The organism is Agromyces sp. NPDC056389 (assembly GCF_042262385.1).
Lineage (GTDB): Bacteria > Actinomycetota > Actinomycetes > Actinomycetales > Microbacteriaceae > Agromyces.
This window is the reverse complement of record NZ_JBHJPN010000002.1, coordinates 364,607-385,273: the sequence shown is the minus strand read 5'-3', so window position 1 is coordinate 385,273 and position 20,667 is coordinate 364,607. Positions and strand designations below refer to the sequence as shown.

The following is a 20,667-nucleotide window of genomic DNA, read 5'->3' as shown; positions in this document are numbered from 1 at the left end:
GGTGCGTGCCGCGCCTTCGGCGAGAGTGTCTGGTAGGTCGAACCGCAAAACGGGTCCTTCAGCGAGACAGGAAGCCTCCATCCGCGCACGCCACCGCCAGCGGTTCGATTGCCTCATCACCCAAAACCGTCCGCAAACTGGCAATCAGCTCCTGGAGTTGAAATTGAAGGCGACGGCCGCTGTTTGACGTGTTCCGAACCCGTCCGACGTAATGCTCGACCAGTGCGTTCCCATGCTCGGCGATAACTCCTTCGGCGAACACCGGGCTGAGGAAGTCTTCGCCCAGACCGATCTGAGAGTTACGAAGCAACTCCGTTGCTTCCGGAATTGCGGTGCCAAGGTGCGGAACAACGTCGGCCCAGCTCGTCAGCTCGGGCGCGCCAGCGATGCGGGGAACTCCTGCAATCCGTTTTCTAAGGTGATCGCGAAGCCAGAGGTTCCAAATCTCCGCTCCATCAACACCTTCTGAGGCAGCGAGTTGCACAGTGCAGCTCGCGAAGTCCGCGGCGTAGGCGCCACCCCCTGCCAGCACACTGCGGTCGAGCAGGGCTTGGCGTGCGTCGGCATCGATCCCAGCGAACGACACGACGGATGCAGTCAGACCAAAGAACTGTTTGCGCAGCTCATGATCCAGGCTAGAGAGGCGGTCCCACTCAACGGTGAGGCCCTCGAGCAGGCCAGCGGCGAGGAGCCTGTCGTCGTATCTGGGACCATAGAGGAAGGGCGTCCAAGCCAGCTTCGCCGTTTCGACATCTAGGAACAGCGGCAGGATGTGTTGGATGGTGAAATCGGGGTCAGCTGCGAACATGAAATACAATTCGGCCGCGACTGCTGGCTGGGTCGCGTCGCGCGCATACCGTGACCCTCCGAGTAGGGCAGTAAGCGCGGTAGATTCGTCGTCGCTAAGGCCGGCCCAGCCATCGCGGTCGCTCCGCCACCGTCGGTCAATCTCGCTCATCCAATACTGAGTGAGTGCGCCAGGCCACGAGTTCAGGTAGAGGGACACAATTGCAACGGGGTCAACGTCGTCTGCGTGGCGGAAGGCTTCGCCCTGTTCCTGCCAAAGAATCTGGGCGATCCTGCGTAGTGCAGCAAGCGCAGAGGAATCATCGTCGTCAACTCGCTTGCGAATCTGATCCAACAAGAACCTGCCGATCGCATCAGCAGATTCGGGATCAGAAATCTGGCCCTCAACACGATCGAAGATGGGTTCGGCGAGCCTCGCAGCGTCGGCTTTCGCCCACCCCTCGATAATCGCGCGGAGGAGCTCACACCTCGTATCGAGATCTGTTCGGCTTTCGATAGCCGTCCAGATCCGGTCGCCGAGGTCGGGCCGGGACTCGGCCAGACGGCTTACGAGTGTAAGCGCCTCATGCCATGTTGGCTGATCGAAATCCTGTTCCGAGTAGTCATGAGCCAGAAGCTCGTCAAGGGCCTCAGTAGGGTCTTCGTCTACAGCCGCTTCGAACTCATCCGGCTCAACTGGTAGCTTTCCGCCCCAAGTTCCCGTTGTTGTCCAATGGTCGAGGTCCGGGTGTTCACTAGGGCTAAAGCCAGGATTTGACTCCTGCGAAGCGGCCAGCAGTTGCACGGCCTCGGTCCAATCGGGCTGAACCATAACTAGCCAGGCCAACAGGCGGTATGTCCCGTGCGCCTTTCGCCGCTCGGCGTCCGGGACGTCATCCGAGAGATCGGGGCCTCCTGATGCGACGTCAAGGATTCGCTCGCGGAAAGGGCCCGAGGCTGACTTGATCGCAACTCGGAGCACGCCGTAGGTCTCATGGCGAACGTCACTGGCGAACAGCAGGGAGCGGTCAAGAATCCACTGGAGTTTCTGGTCGGACGTACGCGATTCGTCTATTGCAATTAGGTGAAGCGCGAGTCGCTGAAAGAGTGTTCTCCCGAGCGCCCACCACGTCTCGATCAGATCAGGATGCGAGCTCAGAGCCTTCTCTCCAAAGGTTCGCAATCCGTCGATCATCGCGTCAACCTGGTCACGGTGTCGATCTTGCTCGTGTGGCTCGATTGCCGACCGACCAAAGCTGAGGCTGTCCCAGTGTTGGTCACCGTGGTACGCCTCGAGTAAGTCGTAACCGGCGGACAGTGCATCCTCGAGGATCGCCGCGAGAACCGGGTCCCCGGGCGGTCTCGCGTCGACCGCTCCTGCAATATGTGCGGCGAGGCTCTCCGGTGCGGTCGTCCAATAGACCTCGGCGTCCGGCGGGCGGGTCATGTTTTCGGATTCGCTAAAGGACCATCGCCGTTTCAGTGAAAGGGATGGTCGAAGTGCTGACCGCAATACCGATACATGCTCGGTGTGGTCGTCAGGCATATAACTAAGCAGGAACTCGGTTGCGACAGGTGCAGAGTGCCCACGAATCGACGTTGAGAGGATGGCTTTCCAGCGCCGCCCTGCCTCTGGATCCAGCTTTCTCAGCTCGTCGGCAGCAAAGCACGCGTCGCGAAAGAGCCCAAGCGAGAACGCCTGACCGAGCCTGAGAACCGTCTGCAGAGCGGCCCCGTGGAGGTCAGGGGAGATGACGAAGGTCTGACAGAACCAATAGCTGAGCGTTGGTGCTGCGTCCGAGCCATCCTCGCCTATGAAGATCTTTTTGAAATCAGGGAACTCTTCGACCCAGCGGAGCCACTCAACCTGACGGTCTGGACCAAGGCTCGTTGTAGCGTGGGCGAACTCACGTGCGCCTTGAACGGACTTCAGTCGCACAGCCAAGTAGTCGCGATCAACCGGTGTGAGGGTGGGCCCGGCATTGACGATTTGTGTCATCTGGGCGAGATGTTCGGTCTGTCCCATTCGGGAGCGAGCGTCCCAAGCGCCTAGGGCCGCTACGAGCGCGCCGTGATCGCGACCAACCACTGGGTATCCGATCGTCTTCACTTTGAGTCGTGCCCACTTCGGGTCGCCCACACGATCGATGCTCGTGAAGGCGAATCGAGGCGTACCAGTTGGTAGACCCAGTCCGAGGTAGCGCATGATCGGGTCGTCGTGGCTGTACCCAACGAAGAGCACCGTGAACTTCTGGAACATCGACATCAGAAACCTGGTTGCCCATGCGTGAGTCAAGTACGCTCGCCCGAAATCACTGTCCGTGAGTACGAGCTCACGTGGATCGCGAAGGACCGATCCATGAAGGTGGACAATGCCGCAGAAATCATCACCAAGCGGTAGAGCAGGGCCGATCCATTTGTCTGCCACCTCGATGTCCCTACTGGCTGCCGCTACCGACAGATGGTCGTCGAAGTTCGTCGTCACTATTCTCATCTGACCCTTGGCCGTGGCGACTCTGACCAGTACTTGGTGCGTTGGATTGGGGGCTGAGCTTTCGTTCGCGATGAGGTCGCGAGCGTGGAGGTGCGTGTCGAAATCCTCAGGCATTGAGCCAAGGAAGAAATCGACTGCGGCGTCCTTGTCGAACGGCACGTGCGCCATCTCAGCCAATTGTTGAGCAAGATCGCTGAAGAGCGGGAGGTTGGAAGGATCATCCATAGATGCGCCAGCACCAACGAAGAAGACAAGCGTTCCCTCGGTGTGAGCTCTAATGACGGCTTCGGGTAGGCGAACATCCCCGGTGATCCACGTCCCGTCTGCGTCATTCATTCGATCACAGTATCGATGGCGCGCACCGAAGATGGCCATTGAAAATGCGTTGTCGATAGCTGCGACCACAACTAGGTACACACGGGCGAGAACGGTGTGGCCCCTGCCGACGGCAGCCTCGCCTCTTGTCCCCGGACTCGGAGACAAGAGGCGAGGCATGACGTGGGCGCGTGAAATGCCGCGATGCGATGGTCGACGAGCGAATGCCCCGCGTCCAACTCAGATGCGTCGACGCCGTCAGCCGATCGGCGTCCTCGGTCGTTTGGCGTTTGGATGGAGGCGTCTGGTGAGGGCTGTTGCCGGTTTGAGGTAGCTCATCAGCGCTGTCGCTGCCGCGTCCGGTTCGCCTAGGTGTCCGTCATAGATCACGTCGATGAGCTCGCGAGTCTTTTCGTCGTAGAGCAGCACTGCTGCGCGTGGGATGCCGAGCTGATGCTTCTTGGCACGGATGTAGTCGCGTAGATTCGAAGCTTCGTGGGCAAGATCAGTTCCGGGCGGGTGTGTCGCCCACACCATCAGCCACGCCGACGCTTGGTCCACTGTTGGCATGGGGACCGCAAGTCTGCGGCCGCGGCCAGGCAATGGGTTGTCGAGTAAGTCGTCGGCGTTTCGTGCGAACTGCTCCTGCGTTCCACCCGCGACCGATAAAAGCGTCGCTCCAATGCTGAGCCAGTTCGGTGAGTTGCGCATCTGTAGTTCGTCAATCAGCGGGTGAAGCATCGAAGGTGCCATGGCTGGTTTAGGTGCGGGTGCGTCGCGCAGCGGCTCTCGGCGTCGGGTGTAAAACCACGCGTCCAGTGCATCGGTCTGGCTCAGGATGAATCCCGGACGTCGTCCCCGGTAGCGGCGAAGCTCACCCGGCGTGGGCGCGGGGAGGAACGGGAAGCTCGTACGCACGAGTGCTGGATCGGGTTCGATCCAAAGGCCGTCACGAAGGAAGTAGAGGAAGAGGTCAAGCTCATCCGGTGCCGCGAACATGACCGTCGCGTCGGGCTCGCGGCGGCGTCGAAGGTAGAGGAGGAACTCGGCCGGTCGGTCCACGAGTTGAGTGATGAGGTCCAGATCGTGGAGTGACACCGTCCAAGGGATGTTGTCCAAATCGAGCAACCCGGCATCGACGAGGTGCGCGGTTGCTGTAAGGATCGACACGTCATCGAGGCTGACGGCGATGGTGTGGATCTCCCTGATGTGAGATAGATCTACCCACCCCTCATCTTCGATACGCAGTCCGCCATCGCGTTCGATGCAGTCTCGTAGTCGTCCTGCCTGCTGGGCAGCCTTCGTGATGATTCCGGTGAGGTCGCTGCGTAGCCGAGTGGCCTTTCCGCCTCGAGCGAGCGGACTGAATGCGACAGCCTTGTCTTCGACGATGATCGCAACGTCGCCGAGAACGACGAGGTGATCCGCTTCTGCCCGCTTCGTATACTTTTCTGGCTGGCCTGCCGTCTCTTCTGCCGAGTTCGCCGGCACATAGTAAAGAAAAGCATCACGATATGTCGCGCCGGGAAGCACTCGGTCAAGCGCGCGGCGCGTTCGAGCTTCGAGCCGGTCGCCACGGTGCTTCGCGTACATGTCCCACACCGAGGTCGTCTTCAGGAACTCCTCGAGGTTCTCTCGTACGGCGAACGGTGTGAGCACGTCGTGCGGAAGAAGGACACGACCGCTCGGCGCGACGATGACGGGGCGGCTTCGCAGCGGATTGTTGCCAGTGAAGAACGCGTCCACAGCATCGGCCGTAGACAGGTCGCCCAGATCGAGCCGGAACCTTTGGATGACCGCATGAACGGTCTGTTCTGGCATCCCAGACTTACCCGCGATGTCTATGACGGACACGGTCGATGACTCAGATCGCGGTTCGAAGACGTTCATGAAGGCCGCGCCGGCATCCGCTATTTCCTGCGGACTTGGAGAACTTCCGCTTGCGCTCTCGGTGAAAGCATCTTGCATCCGGCTCATGCGATCGTTCAAACTCTGCATCTGCAACTCGTGACATGCGTCCAGCACGGCGAGAGCCTGGCCGGCATCGAAGCCCAGACTCGCTCGCATCGCTTGACGGACCTTCGTGTGTCCGTCCAGCAAGTCGATGTTCGTTTCGCTGACGAGCTCGCGGTATGAGGTGTTGCGGACCCATACCTCGCTGCCCCGAAGAAGCAAGCTAATCAGAGCGAGCTTGTCATTCGAGTCCACGGTGAAGGTGCCCCGTAGCTGAGCGAGCTGCGCGAGATCCATCAGGGCAGGCGGCGCTTCGGAGACGAACTCACTCATCTCCTGCGGCTCGACCCCGCCGTCTTCGTACGGTTTTGAGGCTGAGGTCAGCGCGAGCAGAGCGATGAGCTCGATCTGCGCCGGGATCGCTTGGGCTGACGCGGCGGCCATTCCGCCCGGACCGAAGGGTAGGTATGCCAACCGCGCAACTTCGATAAGCCTGAATGGATCGAATCGGCGAACTTTCTCACCGAGTTCTTCGACTGCCGCAGCGAACGCCGACGCGACGGCTGAACCCGGGTCGGTGGCGTCCGCGAAACGAGTGATGAGCTTCTCAAGGCTCGCGACCGAGTCCATCGCTACGTTCATATGTGGATTGAATTGTGCCCCCGCCCCTTGCTGGGGCCGTCGACGCTTTCGTTTCAGCGCGCGGCGTTTGGTTCTCGAACCCATTTCTCCACTTCAGCACATGAGAGTCACACAATGTGGGCAGGCGCATGCCCGTGTCTCTTCGGTGCTGGAATTTTTTCGCGCTTAGCCTGGAACGCCGATACTCCGACTTTGAAAGTGCCCTGCAACTACAAGGCCTTCCCGATTTACCGAATGCGCCACCAACGATGCGTCCGTCAGAACGTACGAAGAATCCCGGCCTCGCACGAGGCCGGGATTTCTGCGTTACGGGATGGATCGGCGAAACTCTGCGTCCGTGTCGTCCGGGTCGAGATGCCGATCGAGGAACTCGGTCATGAACCTCAGCATCTGCTCGGTCGTCCAGAATCGTTCCTCGCCGCCCTTGACCGCCAGGTCGCCGTGTCCGGCGCCCGTGACGAGGTATCTGGTGCTGTCGGCGCCGGCCTTCCGGAGGGCGCGATGAAGCAATGCGGTCTGCACCGGGGAGATGATGCGATCGTCGCTGCCGTGGAAGATCAGGAATGGCGGTGACGCTGCCGTCACGTAGGTGATGGGGTTGGCGGCGTCGACCGCTGCCGGGTCGTCCGTGATGCGCACCGCTCGCGGCCCGTGGACGTATCGGGCGACCGCGTTGCCCGGCGCATCGACGGCATCGATCGTGGCGGGGTCGAACCCGTCGGCGATCCTGCTCAGGTCGGAGCCGCCGAACTTGTCGATGACGGCCTGGACTCGACCGCCGCCTTCTGGATCGAATCGAGGGTCGCCGTTCGTCGCGCCGGCCATCGCGACGAGGTACCCGCCGGCCGACTCTCCCCAGAGCGCGACGTGGGCGGCGTCGATGCGGTACCCAGCGGCGTTCGCACGGAGGAACCGCACGGCGGCACGTACATCGGCGAGCCCGTCGAGGTAGGTGGCGTTGTGGCGGGTGGTTCGGTACTCGATGCTGGCCACCACGTAACCAGCGGCGGCGAGCGCTCGACGCATGCGCCGACCCCCAGCCTTCGGCGACATGACGAAGCCGCCGCCGGGGACGAAGACGACGAGCGGGTGGGCTCCTGGCGCGTCGGGCATGACGATGTCCATCCTCAGGCTCAACGGTGCGCCGTTCCTTCCTGCAGACGGGTGGCGCGCGAACACCGTGTTGCGGACCTCGCGCACGGCCCGGGTGCGCCGGACCTGGCCTGCGGCATCCGCAGGAATGACGTGACTGCCGTCTGCATCCAACGGAGCGGGACGCTTCGAGGTCGGGATCGGATGCCCGCTCAGGGCGGCGACCTTGGTCATGAGGGTGGGAATGTTCAATGCTGTTCCTCGTGGTCTCGCCGGGTTCAGATGCTGCGGGTGACACGACTTTCACGGGCCGGAGCCCGCCGAAGCGGACTCCGGCTCGATGACTGCGACTAGGCCGCAGCGGATGCGTCGACCTCCGCCGCCGCCGTGCGAATCAGGTCGGCGACCACCTTGGGCCGGGACACGTAGATCGCGTGGCTGCCCGGAGTCTCGGCAACGGTCGCACCGATGCGTTCGGCCATCGACGACTGGGCTGCGGGCGGAATCATCCGGTCTTCGCTGACGTGCAGGTACCAGCTCGGCTTCACCCGCCATGCGGCCTCGGTGACATTGCCGCCGAGGGCTTCGAGGCCCCACGGCACTTGCGAGTCGGCCATGAATGCCGACTCCTGCGGCGAGACGTCGGCGGCGAACGAATCGGCGAACTTGTCGCGGTCGAGGAAGAGGTACCCGTTGACGGGGGGCAGGATCGGCGGCTGGGGGCCGTCGGGCGGGAAGGTGGCGAGCAGGGAGTTCACGGACTCGCCCTGATCCGGTGCGAATGCCGTGACGTAGACGAGGGCGGCGACCTTCTCGTGGGTGCCGGCTTCGGTGATCACCGCGCCGCCGTAGGAGTGGCCGACGAGGACGACGGGGCCGTCGACCTGGTCGAGGATGTCGCGGGTCGTCGCGGCGTCGTCGGCAAGAGACTTGGTGGGGTTCTGCACGACGCGGACGTCGAAGCCGTCACCTCGCAGCTCGTCGTAGACACCGCGCCATCCGGTTCCGTCGACGAATCCGCCGTGGACGAGGACGATGGTGGCACTCATGTTGACTCCTTCTCTCGTGGTGTGGACACGAGTGAATCTACGGAGCGCGCACACCCCAGGAATCCGTCAGATGACGTATCTCAATGACGCAGCTCCGGCTCCTGCCGGTCGAGGGCGTCGCGAAGGGCGCTTCGCGACATGATGCCGAGTTTCGGGAACACCCGTGACAGATGCGTCGACACGGTTCTGGGGGAGAGGAACAGTTGTGCTGCGATCTCCTTGTTGGAGAGGCCGGTTGCAGCGAGCCGGGCAATGGCGGACTCCTGGGGGGTGAGCCCCTCGGCGGTCTGGTCGATGCCGCCCGCTGCGCGGAGCTCCCGGCGGGCTCGATCGATCCACGCCGTCGCTTCGAGGCGTTCGAAGCCCTCGATCGCTGCAGCCAGCTGGTGGCGAGCCTCGGCCGGCGCCTGAGCGCGTCGCAGTTGCTCGCCGTAGACGAGGTGCACGCGGCTGCGGTCGAACACCCATCGTTCGCTGCCCGGGGTGGCGAGCGCCTGCTCGAAGCCCTCGCGCCAGTTCTCGGCGTCGACGAGTGCGGCCGCGGCAGCGATGAGGAGCGCGAGGCGCGACGAGAGGCCGCCGAGACCGGCTTCCCGGGCCGCGACCACATGGGCCACGGCCTCTGCGTGTCTTCCGGATCTCGCTGCCGCCTCAACGAGGTCGAACACGAGCCAGACGGCGTGGGGCAGGGCCTGCTGCAGCGTGCCGGCGGGACTGACGGATGCCGCGTGCCGGTATGCGGATTCGAACCGTCCGTGGGGCAGTTGCAGCATGCAGCGGATCTGGGAGGCGTAGGCGGCGAGTGTGTACAGGCGGCGCGGCGCGGCCCAGAGCAGGATCTGCTCCGCGGCCCGATCAGCGGCAGCATCCCGCCCTCTCGCGGCATCGACGAGCGCCCGGAGAAAACGGCCAGGCGCTGCCGTCAGGGTGTAGCCGAGCTCGTCGCAGAGCCGCAGGCCGTCGTCGGTGAGCTGCTCGAGCTCATCCCACTCGCCCGCGAAGTAGTCGTCGTTCGACAGGAGGAAGAGCGCCTCGATCTCCTTCGCTACCGCGCCGCCGCGGCGCCCGTCGTCAACGATGCGCCAGAGCGGCTCGCGCGCGCGCTCGATGCGGTCGAGGTACGCACCGGCCGTGGCGATCCTCGTGATCTGGACCGGATCGGAGGTGAATCGCAGCGCATCGACAGCGGCATCGAGGCGATGAACAGCGGATGCCTCGGTGCGGGCGGGGTCTGCGAAGGTCGAGTCGAGCAGGGTGAGCGTTTCGGGCGGCTCGGGCGTGACGCGAGAGATCTGCCGCCGCGTCTCACTCCAGAATTCGGGGCGACCCGCATAGAAGCCCACGAAGACGAGGGTCTGCAGCGCTTCCATCACATCGTCGTTCGCGGTATCGAGGGGACCGGGGGTCGCGTCGAGCGCCGCGATGAGCAGACGCTGTGCGCTCGAGGCGTCGCCCTCGCCGTTCAGCAGATGGAACGCCGCTGCCGTCACGGCGGCGATGGATGGGGCATCGGTGATCTCATGCTGGGCCGCGACCAGTAGGCGGGGACTGGCCTGCAGCTCGCCGGTCACGAGCGAGCCGAGGTAGGCGGCGCGAGCGAGGCGACGTGCACGGTCCGGCCGAGCAGGGCTCAGCTCAGCTGCTCGGAGCATCGCTGCCGTCGCGCGCGTGCTGTTGCCGGTGTGGAGCAGATCGTCGGCGACGGCTTCGAGGAGATGAGCGACCTCTTCATCGGGCGCTGACGCCGATTGGCCAAGATGCCAGGCGCGCCGCTGCGGGTCGTCCGCGAACGCCTCGGCGAGGGCGGCGTGCGCGCCGCGGCGGTCGTCGCTCGTCGACAGCTCGAAGACGGTCGAGCGGATCAACGGATGACGGAACTCCATGCGCCCCGTGCGCTGATTCATGCGCACGAGGCCCGCCCGCTCGGCGGGCGGGAGGTCGGCTCGGCCCTCCGGCGTCGGCAGGCAGTCCTCGATCGTCCCGCTGTTCTCGGCACCGGCGAGCACCACGAAGAGCAGGAGCCCTCGAGTGGCCTCTGGGAGGTCCCGGATCCGCTGTGCATAGAGGTTCGTGAGGCGATCCGTCAGCGGCAGGGTCTCGCGGAGCGGCCGCGCGGAGGCGTCGAGCGCAGCGGGCAGATCCAGGAGCGCCAGCGGGTTGCCGAGTGCCTCCTCGCGGATGCGACGACGTACGTTCGGTGCGAGGGCTGGAAAGCGTGCGACGAGCAGGGCATCGGCGTCGATCTCGTCGAGCGGTTCGAGGACATGCGCATCGAAGCCGCTGCGGACGAAGAGGTTCTCGAGTTCCGATCGGGCGGCGATGAGGAATCGGATGTCGGTGCTCTGTACGCGCCGGGCTACGTAGGCGAGAGCCATGCCGCTCGCCAGGTCGAGCCACGGCGCGTCGTCGACGATGAGGAGTAGCGGCGTCGTCTTCGCAGCCTGGGTGAGGAGGGCGAGGGTTGCGGCGCCGGCGATGAGCTGGGTCGGTGGCGGGCCGGATTCGAGCCCGCAGATCACCGCGATGGCATGCCGATGGACCTCGTCGAGCGATGAATGATGATCGAGCAGGGGAAGCAGCACCTGGTTCAACGCGCCGTAGGTGAGATCGGCCTCGTACTCGAGGGCCGTCGCGCGCAGCGCGGTTCGGCCGGCCCGCTCGGATACCTCGGTGGCGCTGTCGAGCAGGGCGGTCTTGCCCACGCCCGGCTCGCCGCTGAACATCAGAACGGGTGGTGGAGCCGGTCTGGGCGGTCCAACCTGTACGAGCGCGCGGATCAGCTCGAGCTCGGCATCGCGCCCGAAGAGCATGCATCACCGCCAACCGCCCAGCACACGCAGGGCCTGATCCACAGAACCTACGAGCCATTGACCGGTTGCCGCAACCGCGACTCCTGCCTCTCGCCCGGAACGCTGGGCCGGGCGCTCTGGTGGCCTGATCGTCATCGTCCTACGCTGGTCGCGGTCTCGGCCGCGCAACGGGCACGGCCACCGTTGAGAGGACGACACATGAGTGACAGCACCTCCACCCTCGCCGACTGGGAGCTCGTCGAGATCGCTCGAGCGAACGAGTCGGACCGCACTCCGGTCGTGTTCGTGCATGGTCTCTGGTTGCTCTCGAGCAGTTGGGCGCCGTGGCGGGAGTTCTTCGAGGACAACGGGTTCGTGACGCTCGCCCCTGGCTGGCCGGACGACCCGGCCACCGTCGCCGAAGCTCGCGAGCATCCCGAGGCGTTCGCGAAGAAGATGGTCCAGCAGGTCACCGACCACTACCTCGAGGCCATTGCCGCACTCGACCGGAGTCCTGTCGTGATCGGTCACTCCTTCGGTGGGCTCATCGCGCAGAAGATCGCCGGCGAAGGAGTGGCGGCCGTGACTGTGTCGATCGACAACGCACCGTTCAAGGGTGTGCTGCCGCTTCCGGCGTCGTCGCTGAAGTCCGCGGCCCCCGTGCTTGCGAACCCTGCCAACGCGGGGCGTGGTGTCGCGTTGACGTGGGAGCAGTTCCAGTACGGCTGGGTCAACGCGCTGAGTGAGGAGGAAGGGCGACGACTCTATGAGGAGCACCATGTCGCGGCTGCAGGGATTGCACTGTTCCAAGCGGCGTTCGCGAACTTCAATCCGTTCGGCGGCGACACTGAAGTCGACTCGAAGAACCCCGCCCGCGGACCGCTGCTCATCATCGGTGGGGAGAAGGATCACACGGTGCCGCCGGCGATCACCAACGCCAGCTACAAGATCCAGGCGAAGCACAATGTCGGGATCACTGAGGAGATCATCATCCCGAACCGGGGGCACTCCCTGACGATCGACTCGGGTTGGCGCGACGTCGCCGACGAAGCCCTCGCGTTCGTCCAGCGCTTCGTCGACTAGAGCGCAGCGCCGGTGTCCGCGCCGCCAAGAACGAAGGACCCCCGCCGCCCGATGAGGGCGACAGGGGTCCGGTCAGGAGAGGGGCAGCTCAGGGTCGGCGCTCACGCGGCGGCGAACGCGGAGGACGCGACGGTCAGCGAATGCTGTGAACGAAGTCGCGGATGTCCTGCGCGAGCAGGTCGGGTTCCTCCAGCGCCGGGAAGTGGCCGCCCTCGGCGAACTCTGTCCAGTGGCCGATCGACCGCTGCGGATCCATAGCTCGGCGCACGAGCGGATTCGCGTCGAAGACAGCCCAACCGGCCGGCACTGCCGCACCCATCGCGGGCGGCATTCCGGAGTGCGTCGCCTCGTAGTAGAACTGCGCGCTCGACTCCCCACTGCGGGTGAACCAATAGAGACTCACGTTCGTGAGCAGGTCATCGCGGTCGACCGAGTCGCTCGGCGTGGCGTGGCGATCGCCGCGGGTCTTGAACTTCTCCGCGATCCACGCGAGCTGTCCGACGGGCGAGTCAGTGAGGGCTGCGCCGATGGTGTCGGGCTTGTGGTTCTGCATCTCGAGATACCCGCGGTCGGATGCCGCCTCAGCACCCATCGTCGCCAGCTCGGTCTCCTCCTGCGCGGAAAGGTCATCGGGTGCGGGGAAGATCACGCCCACCAGGCCCAGCAGACGCTGCTCACACGCGAGGTGCATGCCGAGGACGCGCTCGGGGTGGGTAGTGGCTAGCTGAGCGACGATGCCCGATCCGGTGTCGGTGCCGTGGGCGACGAAACGGTCGTACCCGAGGCGGGTCATGATCTCCGCATATGCTTCGGCCGTGCGACCGATTTCCCAGCCGGTCGACGACAGCGGGGTCGAGAACCCGAACCCTGGCGGCGACGGGACGACGACGTGGAAGTCATCGGCCAGCAGCGGCATCAGTCGCCGGTACTCGACGAACGAGCCCGGCCAGCCGTGGCACAGCAGCAGCGGGGTCGCATCCGGGTTCGACGACGCGACATGCACAACGTGGAAGGTCTGCTCGTCAACGGTGGTCAGGAGTTGCGGGAAGACGTTGAGCGCCGTCTCCTGCGCCCGCCAGTCGAAGCCTTCACGCCAGAGTTCGGCGAGCTCGCGAAGATAGGGCTGGGGGATGCCACGGCTGAAATCTGTGCGGTCGTCTCGTCCCGGCACGGTAGCCGCCCATCGGGTGCATTCGAGTCGATCCTTGAGGTCGTCGACGGCGGCCTGAGAGATGTCGATCCGGAACGGCGTGAGCTGAGAGTCGTTGTTCATGTCTCTACGCTCCTCGGTGATGCGGAAGGTTTTGTTCCGCGATTGCTGAAATGATCGTGAGCATGTTGGGGACCTCGGCGCGACTCCTCGAGTTGCTGTCGCTGCTCCAGCTGCACCGCGACTGGACGAGCGCCAACCTCGCCGAGCGTCTGGGAGTAAGCACCCGCACGGTGCGCGCCGACATCGGCAAGCTGCGCTCCCTCGGGTATCCGGTGATTGCGCGTCCCGGTGTCACCGGCGGCTACCGGCTGAGCGCAGGCACGGCCATGCCGCCCCTGCTGCTGGACGACGACGAAGCCATCGCCGTCGCGGTAGGGCTCGGCGCAGCCGCGGGCGGAAGCCTCGGCATCGAGGAGACCTCGCTCACTGCGCTCGCGAAGCTTGAGCAGGTGCTACCGTCTCGCCTTCGGCACCGCGTTGACGCGCTGCGTCATGCCGCGAGCGTTGTCCCCGGCGCCGGGCCGGCGCTCGACCTCACCGTCGTCAGCGGTGTCGCCGCGGCGATCCGCGGACACGAGCGCCTGCGATTCGGCTACACCAAGCCGGGCGGGCCGGAAGAGCCGCGCCACGTGGAACCGCAGCGCCTGGTCGGGTGGGGCTCGCTCTGGTATCTGCTCGCGTGGGATCTCGACCGCGACGACTGGCGTGTGTTCCGTGTCGATCGGATGCGCCTCCGCGCGCCGACGGGAAGGAGGTTCCGTCCGCGCGTGATCCCCGAGCGCGACGAGGTGGACTTCGTCGTCGAGCGGGTGCTCCGCGCGGGTTGGGTCCACCGCGCCCGCATCCTCGTGCACGCTCCTGCGGATGTGGTTGCCGCCAAGCTCGTCGTTCCGGTCGAAATCGTACGGGTCGACGACACCTCGTGCCGCGTCGAACTCGGGTCCGACGACCCCGACCGTCTCGCGCTGTGGGTCACGCAGCTCGGAGTCGACTACGAGGTGATCGAGGGCGACGGCCTCATCGCCGCGCTCGAGCGACTCGGCGCCCGCCTGCAACGCGCGATAGGTCGCACCCCCGACGCGGGCTGACGCCCGTCGTGCCGTCCGGCCAGTCGTGGACGTCACAGCGTCGCTGGGCGTTGCCGGCGAGGTCAGCGCTCGGAACGAGACTCAGGATGCCTCGTCGCGCGGGTCGGTGTCGGGAGAGCGATCAATGCGAACTCGTTGCCGCGGGATCCAATCGGGGTGGTCCGTGCGGACCCACCCGGCGAGCTCCTCGCGCACATGGCAGCGGAGCTGCCAGAGCGTGGGCGCGTCGGCCGCACTGATGAGGACGCGAACCCGCACGCTGTCGGCGGCGATGTCCGTGACCTGGACGCGCGCGACGTCCGCATCCCACAGATCCGTCGCGGCGAGAATGAGGTCGAGTTGCTCGCGAAGCGCCGGTATCGACGCCTGCCAATCCAACAGGATTTCGACGGTGCCCGACAGTTCGGACTGCAGCTTCGTCCAGTTCTCGAACGAGCCCGTCGTGAAGCGGGTGCACGGCAGCACGAGCACCCGCCTGTCCCAAGTGATCACGACGACATAGCTGAGGGTGATCTCGTGGACGCGGCCCCACTGCTCCTCGATGACGACGACATCGCCAACACGGATGGCTTCGCTGAATGCGAGTTGGACCCCGGCGAAGAGGTTCCCGAGCAGCGACTGCGCTGCCAGACCGACGACAACGGACACGATGCCAGCGCTTGCGAGCAGGCTCGCGCCGACGGCGCGTACTGATTCGAATGACAGGAAGATCGCGCCGAGGGCGACGATCGCGATGAGAGCCACGACGAGGCGCCGCAGCACTTGCACCTGCGTGCGGAGTCGGCGGCCTTCTTGCGAGTCGGAGGCTGCGAGGCTGGATCGCGAGAGCGCGTGATCGGCCACGACGAGGAAGGCTCCCGCGATGAGCCAGGCGCCGCTGACGATGAGGAGGACCGCGAATGTGTGGCTGAGCGGTTCAGCCCAGTCGGGGTCGGGCAGGTAGGTGACGGCGATCGCCGCAGCCGCCAACGGGGCGGAGATCGCGAGCGGCCACCGGATTCTGGTGAGCAGGGCCGTCGCGAACGGACTGTGCCGGCCGGCCAGGCGCAGGCCCACTTCAACAGTCGCGAAGACGGCGACTGCGATGAGCAGTGCGACCGCGAGCTCTACCCAGAACACCATCCAGGCGTCATCCATGGGCAATCCCGTCTATTCGGAGGCTGCGCGCCTCGGTTGGCTGATGGCGACGACGATCGGCCGACCGGGGCGCGCGGGCACGAGGATCTCGATGGTTGCTTCGCCGGAGATCCAGCCGCGCCGATCGGACAACCGCAGGACTCGGTTCGGTGACGGCCAATACGGCTTGGCGATCGGCTTGTACCGGGTCGCCTTGTCGATGAGCTGCCACGGCACGTCGTAGTTCTCGGCCACGCGGGTCGCGACCTCGCCCAACCACCATTCGTGCATGTACCGGGCGAAGCGACCCATGACCATCGCGGCGGCGAGGCAGGCGAGCAGGAGCAGACACCAGAAGACAGCGCTGCCAATGGCTTCCGGGGTCGCCGCCTCGTCGTAGGGATGCACCACCGCCGTCACCAAAGACGGGATCGCACCGAAGTAGGCGACGAGGAATGCGGCCAGCTGTACAGCACCTCGCGCAGCGACGCCCGCGGTGAGGATGCCGACGCGCCGGAGAGGTGGGGATGTCGCCGCGGCGGACCTCGGGGGCATGACCGGAAGCGTCGGGGCTATCGAGCTGAGCGATCTGAACGGACTCATGGCTGGGCCGACCATCTGGGAACGTCAGTAGTCGACGGCGTCCCTGATGATCGGGGAGGTCATGCAGTGCCCGCCGCCTCGCCCTCGCCCGAGTTCACCGCCGACGATCGGGATGACCTCGATGCCGGCCTTGGTCAGCAGGTCGTTGGTCTGGGTATTGCGGTCATAGGTGTAGACAACACCGGGCTTCAACGCTACGGCGTTGTTGCCGCTGTCCCACTGCTGGCGTTCGGAGGCGTAGACGTCGCCGCCCGTCTCGATGACCTGCAGTCGGGGGAGTCCGAGACCCTTCGCGACGACGTCGACGAACGGGGTGTGGCCTTCGTCGGTGAGGTGCAGCCCACGAGCGGTGCCGCCCGGTCGAAGTGAGAACGAATGGATGCTGTCCACGATGTTCGGAAACAGGGTGACGATGTCGCGGTCTGCGAACGTGAAGACGGTATCGAGGTGCATCGCGGCCCGGAGCTTCGGCATGCCGGCCACGATCACCTGCTGGGCGGCGCCCTCGTCGAACAGGGCCGCTGCGACCTGCGTGATGGCGTGGCGGGAGGTGCGTTCGCTCATGCCCATGAGGACGACGCCGTTGCCGACCGGCATGATGTCGCCGCCTTCGAAGGTCGCCTGTCCCCAGTCCTTTTCCGGGTCGCCCCACCAGATGGTCGAACCGACGAAGTCGGGGTGGAACTGGTAGATCGCTTTCATGAGCAGCGTCTCATCATGACGGGCCGGCCAGTACAGCGGGTTGAGCGTGACCCCGCCGTACAGCCAACACGTCGTGTCGCGCGTGTACAACGTATTCGGAAGCGGCGGCATCAGGTACTCGCGCACCCCGGTCGATTCACGTGCGAGGGCGGCGTAGTCGGATCGGTACTCATCGGGCACATCGGAGGTGGCCAGCCCCCCGATCAGGAACTCGGCCAACTCTGCGGGGGTCAGGGTTTCGAGGAATCCGCGCGTTGCGTCGATCAGTCCGAGTCCGACCTCGTTGGCCGTGATCTTGCGGTCGAGGAGCCAGTTGCGCGCATCGGGGATCGCCATGGTCTCGGCGAGCAGTTCGTGCAGTTCGACGACATCGACTCCGTTGGAGCGGAGGCTCGCGACGAAGTCAGCGTGGTCGCGCTGGGCATTCTCGACCCAGAGTACGTCGTCGAACAGGAGCGAGTCCGCGTTCGTGGGGGTCAGACGCCGGTGCGCCAGCCCGGGTGCACAGACCAGTACCTTGCGCAGTGCACCGACTTCGGAGTGGACGCCGTATGCGGCGGACGTTGTGTTCATTGGGATGCCTTCCTGACTGCTAGATGCTGACGAAGCCGGTGATGAGGCCGATGATGCAGGCCACTGCGCCGATGACCACGATGATGAACACCACCCACCCTGGCGTGGTGAACAGGCGCTGCTGTTGCTCGCGGCGTGCGAACCCGTACAAGAGCGTTGCCGGGGCGAGCAGCAGGCAGGCGAGCAAGAGGAATTGCAGCCCGGCGGCGAAGACGAGGAACAGTGTGTACACCACGGCGATCGCTGCGACGATGAGGTCGCGGGTGCGGGTGGATTTCGGGAGATCCGTGTATCCGTCGCGGGTGATCGCGATCTTCAGGGCATACCCGGCTGCGAGGGCGAACGGCATGAGCGCCAGCGCTGCGGTGAGGTCGAGCATGAAGTCGAGTGCGCCTTGGACGAACAGCACGACGACGAGCAGGAGCTGGATGAACAGCGTCGAGATGAGCAGCGCATTGCCGGGCACCCCCTTGGGTGTCCAGTTGGCGAGGAAGGCCGGCATGTCCTTGTCCTTGGCTGCCGCGTACAGGACTTCGGCAGCCATGAGGCTCCACGCGAGAAAGGCGCCGAGCACCGAGACGATGAGGCCGGCGCTGATGAACCAGGCGCCCCACGGGCCGACCACGGCTTCGAGCACGCTGCCGACCGAGGGCTGGCGCAGTTCGGCGAGCTCGGCCTGCGGGAGGACGCCGTAAGAGAGGATGGAGATCGTCGCGAACAGGGCGAGCACCGAGAGGAAGCCGAGCACCGTTGCCCTGCCGACATCCTTGCGCTTCTTCGCGTACCGCGAATACACGCTGGCGCCCTCGATGCCGAGGAACACGAACACGGTCACGAGCATGGTGCCCTGCACCTGGCCGAAGAGGGTCTCGCCACCGATGTCGTAGCCGCCGGTGAGGTTCCCGATGAACACAGCTGGATCGAACGCGAAGATCACCACGACGACGAACAGCACGAGTGGCACGATTTTTGCGACGGTGACGATCGCGTTGATGCCGGCGGCCTCCTTCACGCCGCGCATGATCAGGAGGTAGAAGCCCCAGACGAAGACCGATGAGACGGCGACTGCCCAGATGGTGTCGCCGTCGCCGAACGCCGGGATCAGGGGCTTGAGCGTCGAGGTGATGAGCACCCAGTAGAACGTGTTGCCCGCGCAGGCGCTCGCCCAGAATCCGAACGCCGAGAGGAAGCCGGGGTACACGCCGAACCCGGTACGGGCGTACACGTACACGCCGTTGTCGAGGTTGGGCTTTCGCACTGCGAGGCTCTGGAATACGAACGCGAGCATCAGCATCCCCGTTCCGGCGATCGCCCAGGCGATGAGTGCTCCATAGACACCGGTTTGGCTCGCGAACCGTTGCGGGAGCGTGAACACGCCTGCACCCACCATCGAGCCCACCACCATCGCGGTCAGTGCTGGGACGCTGAGCTTTCCGGGTGCCGTCGATGTCGTGCTCATCATTGGTGCTCCTCGCTGGTGGTGTCGTCAACGTTGGAATCGGACGACGGTTCGGGACGAAATCGCTCGATCCTGAATCCGGTGAACCCGTACAGGACGCTCAGGATCGGGCTCGCGATGTTGAAGAAGGCGTACGGCAGGTACGCGAGCGTGGGCACGCCGAGTACGGCCGCCATGAACGCGCCGCACGAGTTCCACGGGACCAGCGGTGAGGTGACGGTGCCGCTGTCGGCCGCCAGGCGCGAGAGCATCGTCGGTGCGAGGCCACGGGTCTCGAACTCTGCGCGGAACACGCGCGTCGGAAGCACGAGCGCGATGTACTGGTCGCCGGCGACCAGGTTGAGGCCGACAGCACAGCCGAACACCGTCAGGAACAACTGCCCGGTGCTCTTGGCCCGATGGATCAGGGGATCGATCAGGCGCGAGATCAGGCCGAATTTCTCGAGCACGGCTCCGAACGTCACCGCACCGAGGATCAGCCACAGTGTGGTCAGCATGCTGTCCATGCCACCGCGTGAAACCAATTGATCGATCTCGGCGATGCCGGTGTCGATCGAGAAACCGTTCGCCATTGCGATCCAGGCCGCCCTGATCCCGTCGAGGACGGCCGATCCCGTGTCGCCCGCGAACTGGAGGACTACCTCAGGCTGGAGGAACGGGGCGAGCAATCCGGCGAAGAGTGCCGAGAACGCCAGCGCGAGAGATGCCGGCACCTTGCGGATCGACAACACGATCAACAGGACCAGTGGCAACAGGTTCCACGGGGTGATGTTGTAGATCGAGCTGAGGCTGCTCAGTTCGGTATCGATGCCGACCGGGTTCTCAACGCCGGGCGCTCCGATGAAGCCGAGAGTGAGGAATCCGGCGAAGGCCAGCACGAAGGCGGGGATCGAGGTCCACGCCTGGCGTTTGATGTGTTCGTAGATGTCGACCTTCACGAGCTGAGACGCGAGCACGGACGTTTCGGACAGCGGTGAGAGCTTGTCGCCGAGGTACGCGCCCGAGATCACTGCGCCTGCGGTGATGGCAGGGGAGACGCCGAGCATGAGCGCGATTCCGACGAGCCCCACGCCGATGGTCGCCGCTGTCGTCCATGAACTCCCGATGCTCAACGCGATGAGACCGCAGATCAACGCAGCGGCCGCGTAGTACCACGATGGTTGCAGCACCTGAATGCCGTAGTACACGAGCGTCGGGATCGTCCCCGAGAGGTTCCACGTGCCGATCAGCGCGCCGACCGCGAGCAGGATGAAGATCGCGCTCGTGATCGACGACAGCGCCTCTTGACCGGCCTCCTGGACCGACGACCACGGGTGACCGTTCTTCACGGCGATGAGGGCGGTGATCATCGCGCAGAAGATGAGGGCGACCTGAATCGGACCATCGAGCGCATCCAACCCGAATACGGCAAGCGATCCCGCGAGGAGTACAGCCAAGGCAAGGAGCGGGATCAGGGCGTCGAGCAACGACGGCCTGCGAATCGCGCGTTGTGTTGCTCTCTTCTTGGTCAAATAGTCCCCCCAAAGTGGACCGCCTGTGGCGAATCTACGCAGGTGCGTGGGTTCTTGTCGAGAGGGGGGATGAAATCGCTCTCACGCCTGTCACAGCGCGACGGCGCAATCTCTGGAGGCTGATGCGCTGGCGGCATGTTCACACAGGTGTGCGCCGTCACCCAACCAGACCGCATCGAGTGCAGCGCATGGGTAGCGT

Annotated in this window: 13 protein-coding genes; 2 read left to right on the top strand and 11 right to left on the bottom strand. The window is 64.9% G+C overall.

Features of this window, described 5'->3' with window-relative positions:
* Positions 1-58: 58 nt before the first annotated feature.
* The 5 genes from ACFCVM_RS14725 to ACFCVM_RS14705 all read right to left on the bottom strand — a co-directional run bounded on the left by ACFCVM_RS14725 (position 59) and on the right by ACFCVM_RS14705 (position 11,141).
* Positions 59-3,616, bottom strand: a complete 3,558-nt coding sequence (locus tag ACFCVM_RS14725; RefSeq protein WP_375837273.1) for an SIR2 family protein — start codon at positions 3,614-3,616, stop codon at positions 59-61.
* 237 nt (positions 3,617-3,853) lie between these two features.
* Positions 3,854-6,178 carry a hypothetical protein gene (locus ACFCVM_RS14720; RefSeq protein WP_375837272.1) on the bottom strand — a complete coding sequence of 775 codons (2,325 nt, stop codon included), beginning with the start codon at positions 6,176-6,178 and terminating at the stop codon, positions 3,854-3,856.
* A gap of 318 nt (positions 6,179-6,496) precedes the next feature.
* Positions 6,497-7,534, bottom strand: a complete 1,038-nt coding sequence (locus ACFCVM_RS14715) for a prolyl oligopeptidase family serine peptidase (protein WP_375837270.1) — start codon at positions 7,532-7,534, stop codon at positions 6,497-6,499.
* Positions 7,535-7,632: 98 nt separating this feature from the next.
* Positions 7,633-8,331, bottom strand: a complete 699-nt coding sequence (locus tag ACFCVM_RS14710) for an alpha/beta fold hydrolase (RefSeq protein ID WP_375837269.1) — start codon at positions 8,329-8,331, stop codon at positions 7,633-7,635.
* Positions 8,332-8,411: 80 nt separating this feature from the next.
* Entirely contained in the window at positions 8,412-11,141 is a 2,730-nt protein-coding gene (locus ACFCVM_RS14705) for an AAA family ATPase (RefSeq protein WP_375837268.1), read from the bottom strand.
* Between the two features lie 198 nt (positions 11,142-11,339).
* Here ACFCVM_RS14705 and ACFCVM_RS14700 point away from each other — a divergent pair, with 198 nt between their 5' ends.
* Positions 11,340-12,203, top strand: coding sequence for an alpha/beta hydrolase (locus ACFCVM_RS14700; RefSeq protein ID WP_375837267.1), 864 nt, complete (start codon positions 11,340-11,342; stop codon positions 12,201-12,203).
* Positions 12,204-12,336: 133 nt separating this feature from the next.
* Here ACFCVM_RS14700 and ACFCVM_RS14695 read toward each other — a convergent pair whose 3' ends face one another.
* Entirely contained in the window at positions 12,337-13,476 is a 1,140-nt protein-coding gene (locus ACFCVM_RS14695; RefSeq protein ID WP_375837265.1) for an epoxide hydrolase family protein, read from the bottom strand.
* A gap of 62 nt (positions 13,477-13,538) precedes the next feature.
* Between ACFCVM_RS14695 and ACFCVM_RS14690 the strand changes: the two genes are divergently transcribed.
* A complete protein-coding gene (locus tag ACFCVM_RS14690) occupies positions 13,539-14,504 on the top strand; it encodes a helix-turn-helix transcriptional regulator (RefSeq protein WP_375837263.1) in 966 nt (321 codons plus the stop codon).
* 81 nt (positions 14,505-14,585) lie between these two features.
* Here the strand turns inward: ACFCVM_RS14690 and ACFCVM_RS14685 are convergent, their stop codons facing one another.
* The 5 genes from ACFCVM_RS14685 to nhaC form a co-directional block, all read right to left on the bottom strand.
* Positions 14,586-15,641 carry a mechanosensitive ion channel family protein gene (locus tag ACFCVM_RS14685; protein WP_375837262.1) on the bottom strand — a complete coding sequence of 352 codons (1,056 nt, stop codon included), beginning with the start codon at positions 15,639-15,641 and terminating at the stop codon, positions 14,586-14,588.
* Between the two features lie 12 nt (positions 15,642-15,653).
* A complete protein-coding gene (locus ACFCVM_RS14680) occupies positions 15,654-16,175 on the bottom strand; it encodes a hypothetical protein (protein ID WP_375837261.1) in 522 nt (173 codons plus the stop codon).
* A 72-nt stretch (positions 16,176-16,247) separates the two neighbouring features.
* A complete protein-coding gene (locus ACFCVM_RS14675) occupies positions 16,248-17,498 on the bottom strand; it encodes an arginine deiminase (RefSeq protein ID WP_375837260.1) in 1,251 nt (416 codons plus the stop codon).
* A 19-nt stretch (positions 17,499-17,517) separates the two neighbouring features.
* Positions 17,518-18,960, bottom strand: coding sequence for a basic amino acid/polyamine antiporter (locus ACFCVM_RS14670; protein ID WP_375837259.1), 1,443 nt, complete (start codon positions 18,958-18,960; stop codon positions 17,518-17,520).
* The gene (gene nhaC / locus ACFCVM_RS14665; RefSeq protein WP_375837258.1) at positions 18,957-20,468 is read right to left on the bottom strand and encodes a Na+/H+ antiporter NhaC; all 1,512 of its coding nucleotides are present in this window, start codon (positions 20,466-20,468) and stop codon (positions 18,957-18,959) included. Before nhaC ends, ACFCVM_RS14670 begins: the two co-directional genes overlap by 4 nt.
* Positions 20,469-20,667: the final 199 nt, after the last annotated feature.

What these genes read in the sequence shown, in the direction of transcription:
- ACFCVM_RS14725 (WP_375837273.1), bottom strand. Translation starts at nt 3,616, where the DNA reads ATGAATGACGCAGACGGGACGTGGATCACCGGGGATGTTCGCCTACCC.
- ACFCVM_RS14720 (WP_375837272.1), bottom strand. Translation starts at nt 6,178, where the DNA reads ATGGACTCGGTCGCGAGCCTTGAGAAGCTCATCACTCGTTTCGCGGAC.
- ACFCVM_RS14710 (WP_375837269.1), bottom strand. Translation starts at nt 8,331, where the DNA reads ATGAGTGCCACCATCGTCCTCGTCCACGGCGGATTCGTCGACGGAACC.
- ACFCVM_RS14705 (WP_375837268.1), bottom strand. Translation starts at nt 11,141, where the DNA reads ATGCTCTTCGGGCGCGATGCCGAGCTCGAGCTGATCCGCGCGCTCGTA.
- ACFCVM_RS14700 (WP_375837267.1), top strand. Translation starts at nt 11,340, where the DNA reads ATGAGTGACAGCACCTCCACCCTCGCCGACTGGGAGCTCGTCGAGATC.
- ACFCVM_RS14695 (WP_375837265.1), bottom strand. Translation starts at nt 13,476, where the DNA reads ATGAACAACGACTCTCAGCTCACGCCGTTCCGGATCGACATCTCTCAG.
- ACFCVM_RS14690 (WP_375837263.1), top strand. Translation starts at nt 13,539, where the DNA reads ATGTTGGGGACCTCGGCGCGACTCCTCGAGTTGCTGTCGCTGCTCCAG.
- ACFCVM_RS14685 (WP_375837262.1), bottom strand. Translation starts at nt 15,641, where the DNA reads ATGGATGACGCCTGGATGGTGTTCTGGGTAGAGCTCGCGGTCGCACTG.
- ACFCVM_RS14680 (WP_375837261.1), bottom strand. Translation starts at nt 16,175, where the DNA reads ATGCCCCCGAGGTCCGCCGCGGCGACATCCCCACCTCTCCGGCGCGTC.
- ACFCVM_RS14675 (WP_375837260.1), bottom strand. Translation starts at nt 17,498, where the DNA reads ATGAACACAACGTCCGCCGCATACGGCGTCCACTCCGAAGTCGGTGCA.
- ACFCVM_RS14670 (WP_375837259.1), bottom strand. Translation starts at nt 18,960, where the DNA reads ATGATGAGCACGACATCGACGGCACCCGGAAAGCTCAGCGTCCCAGCA.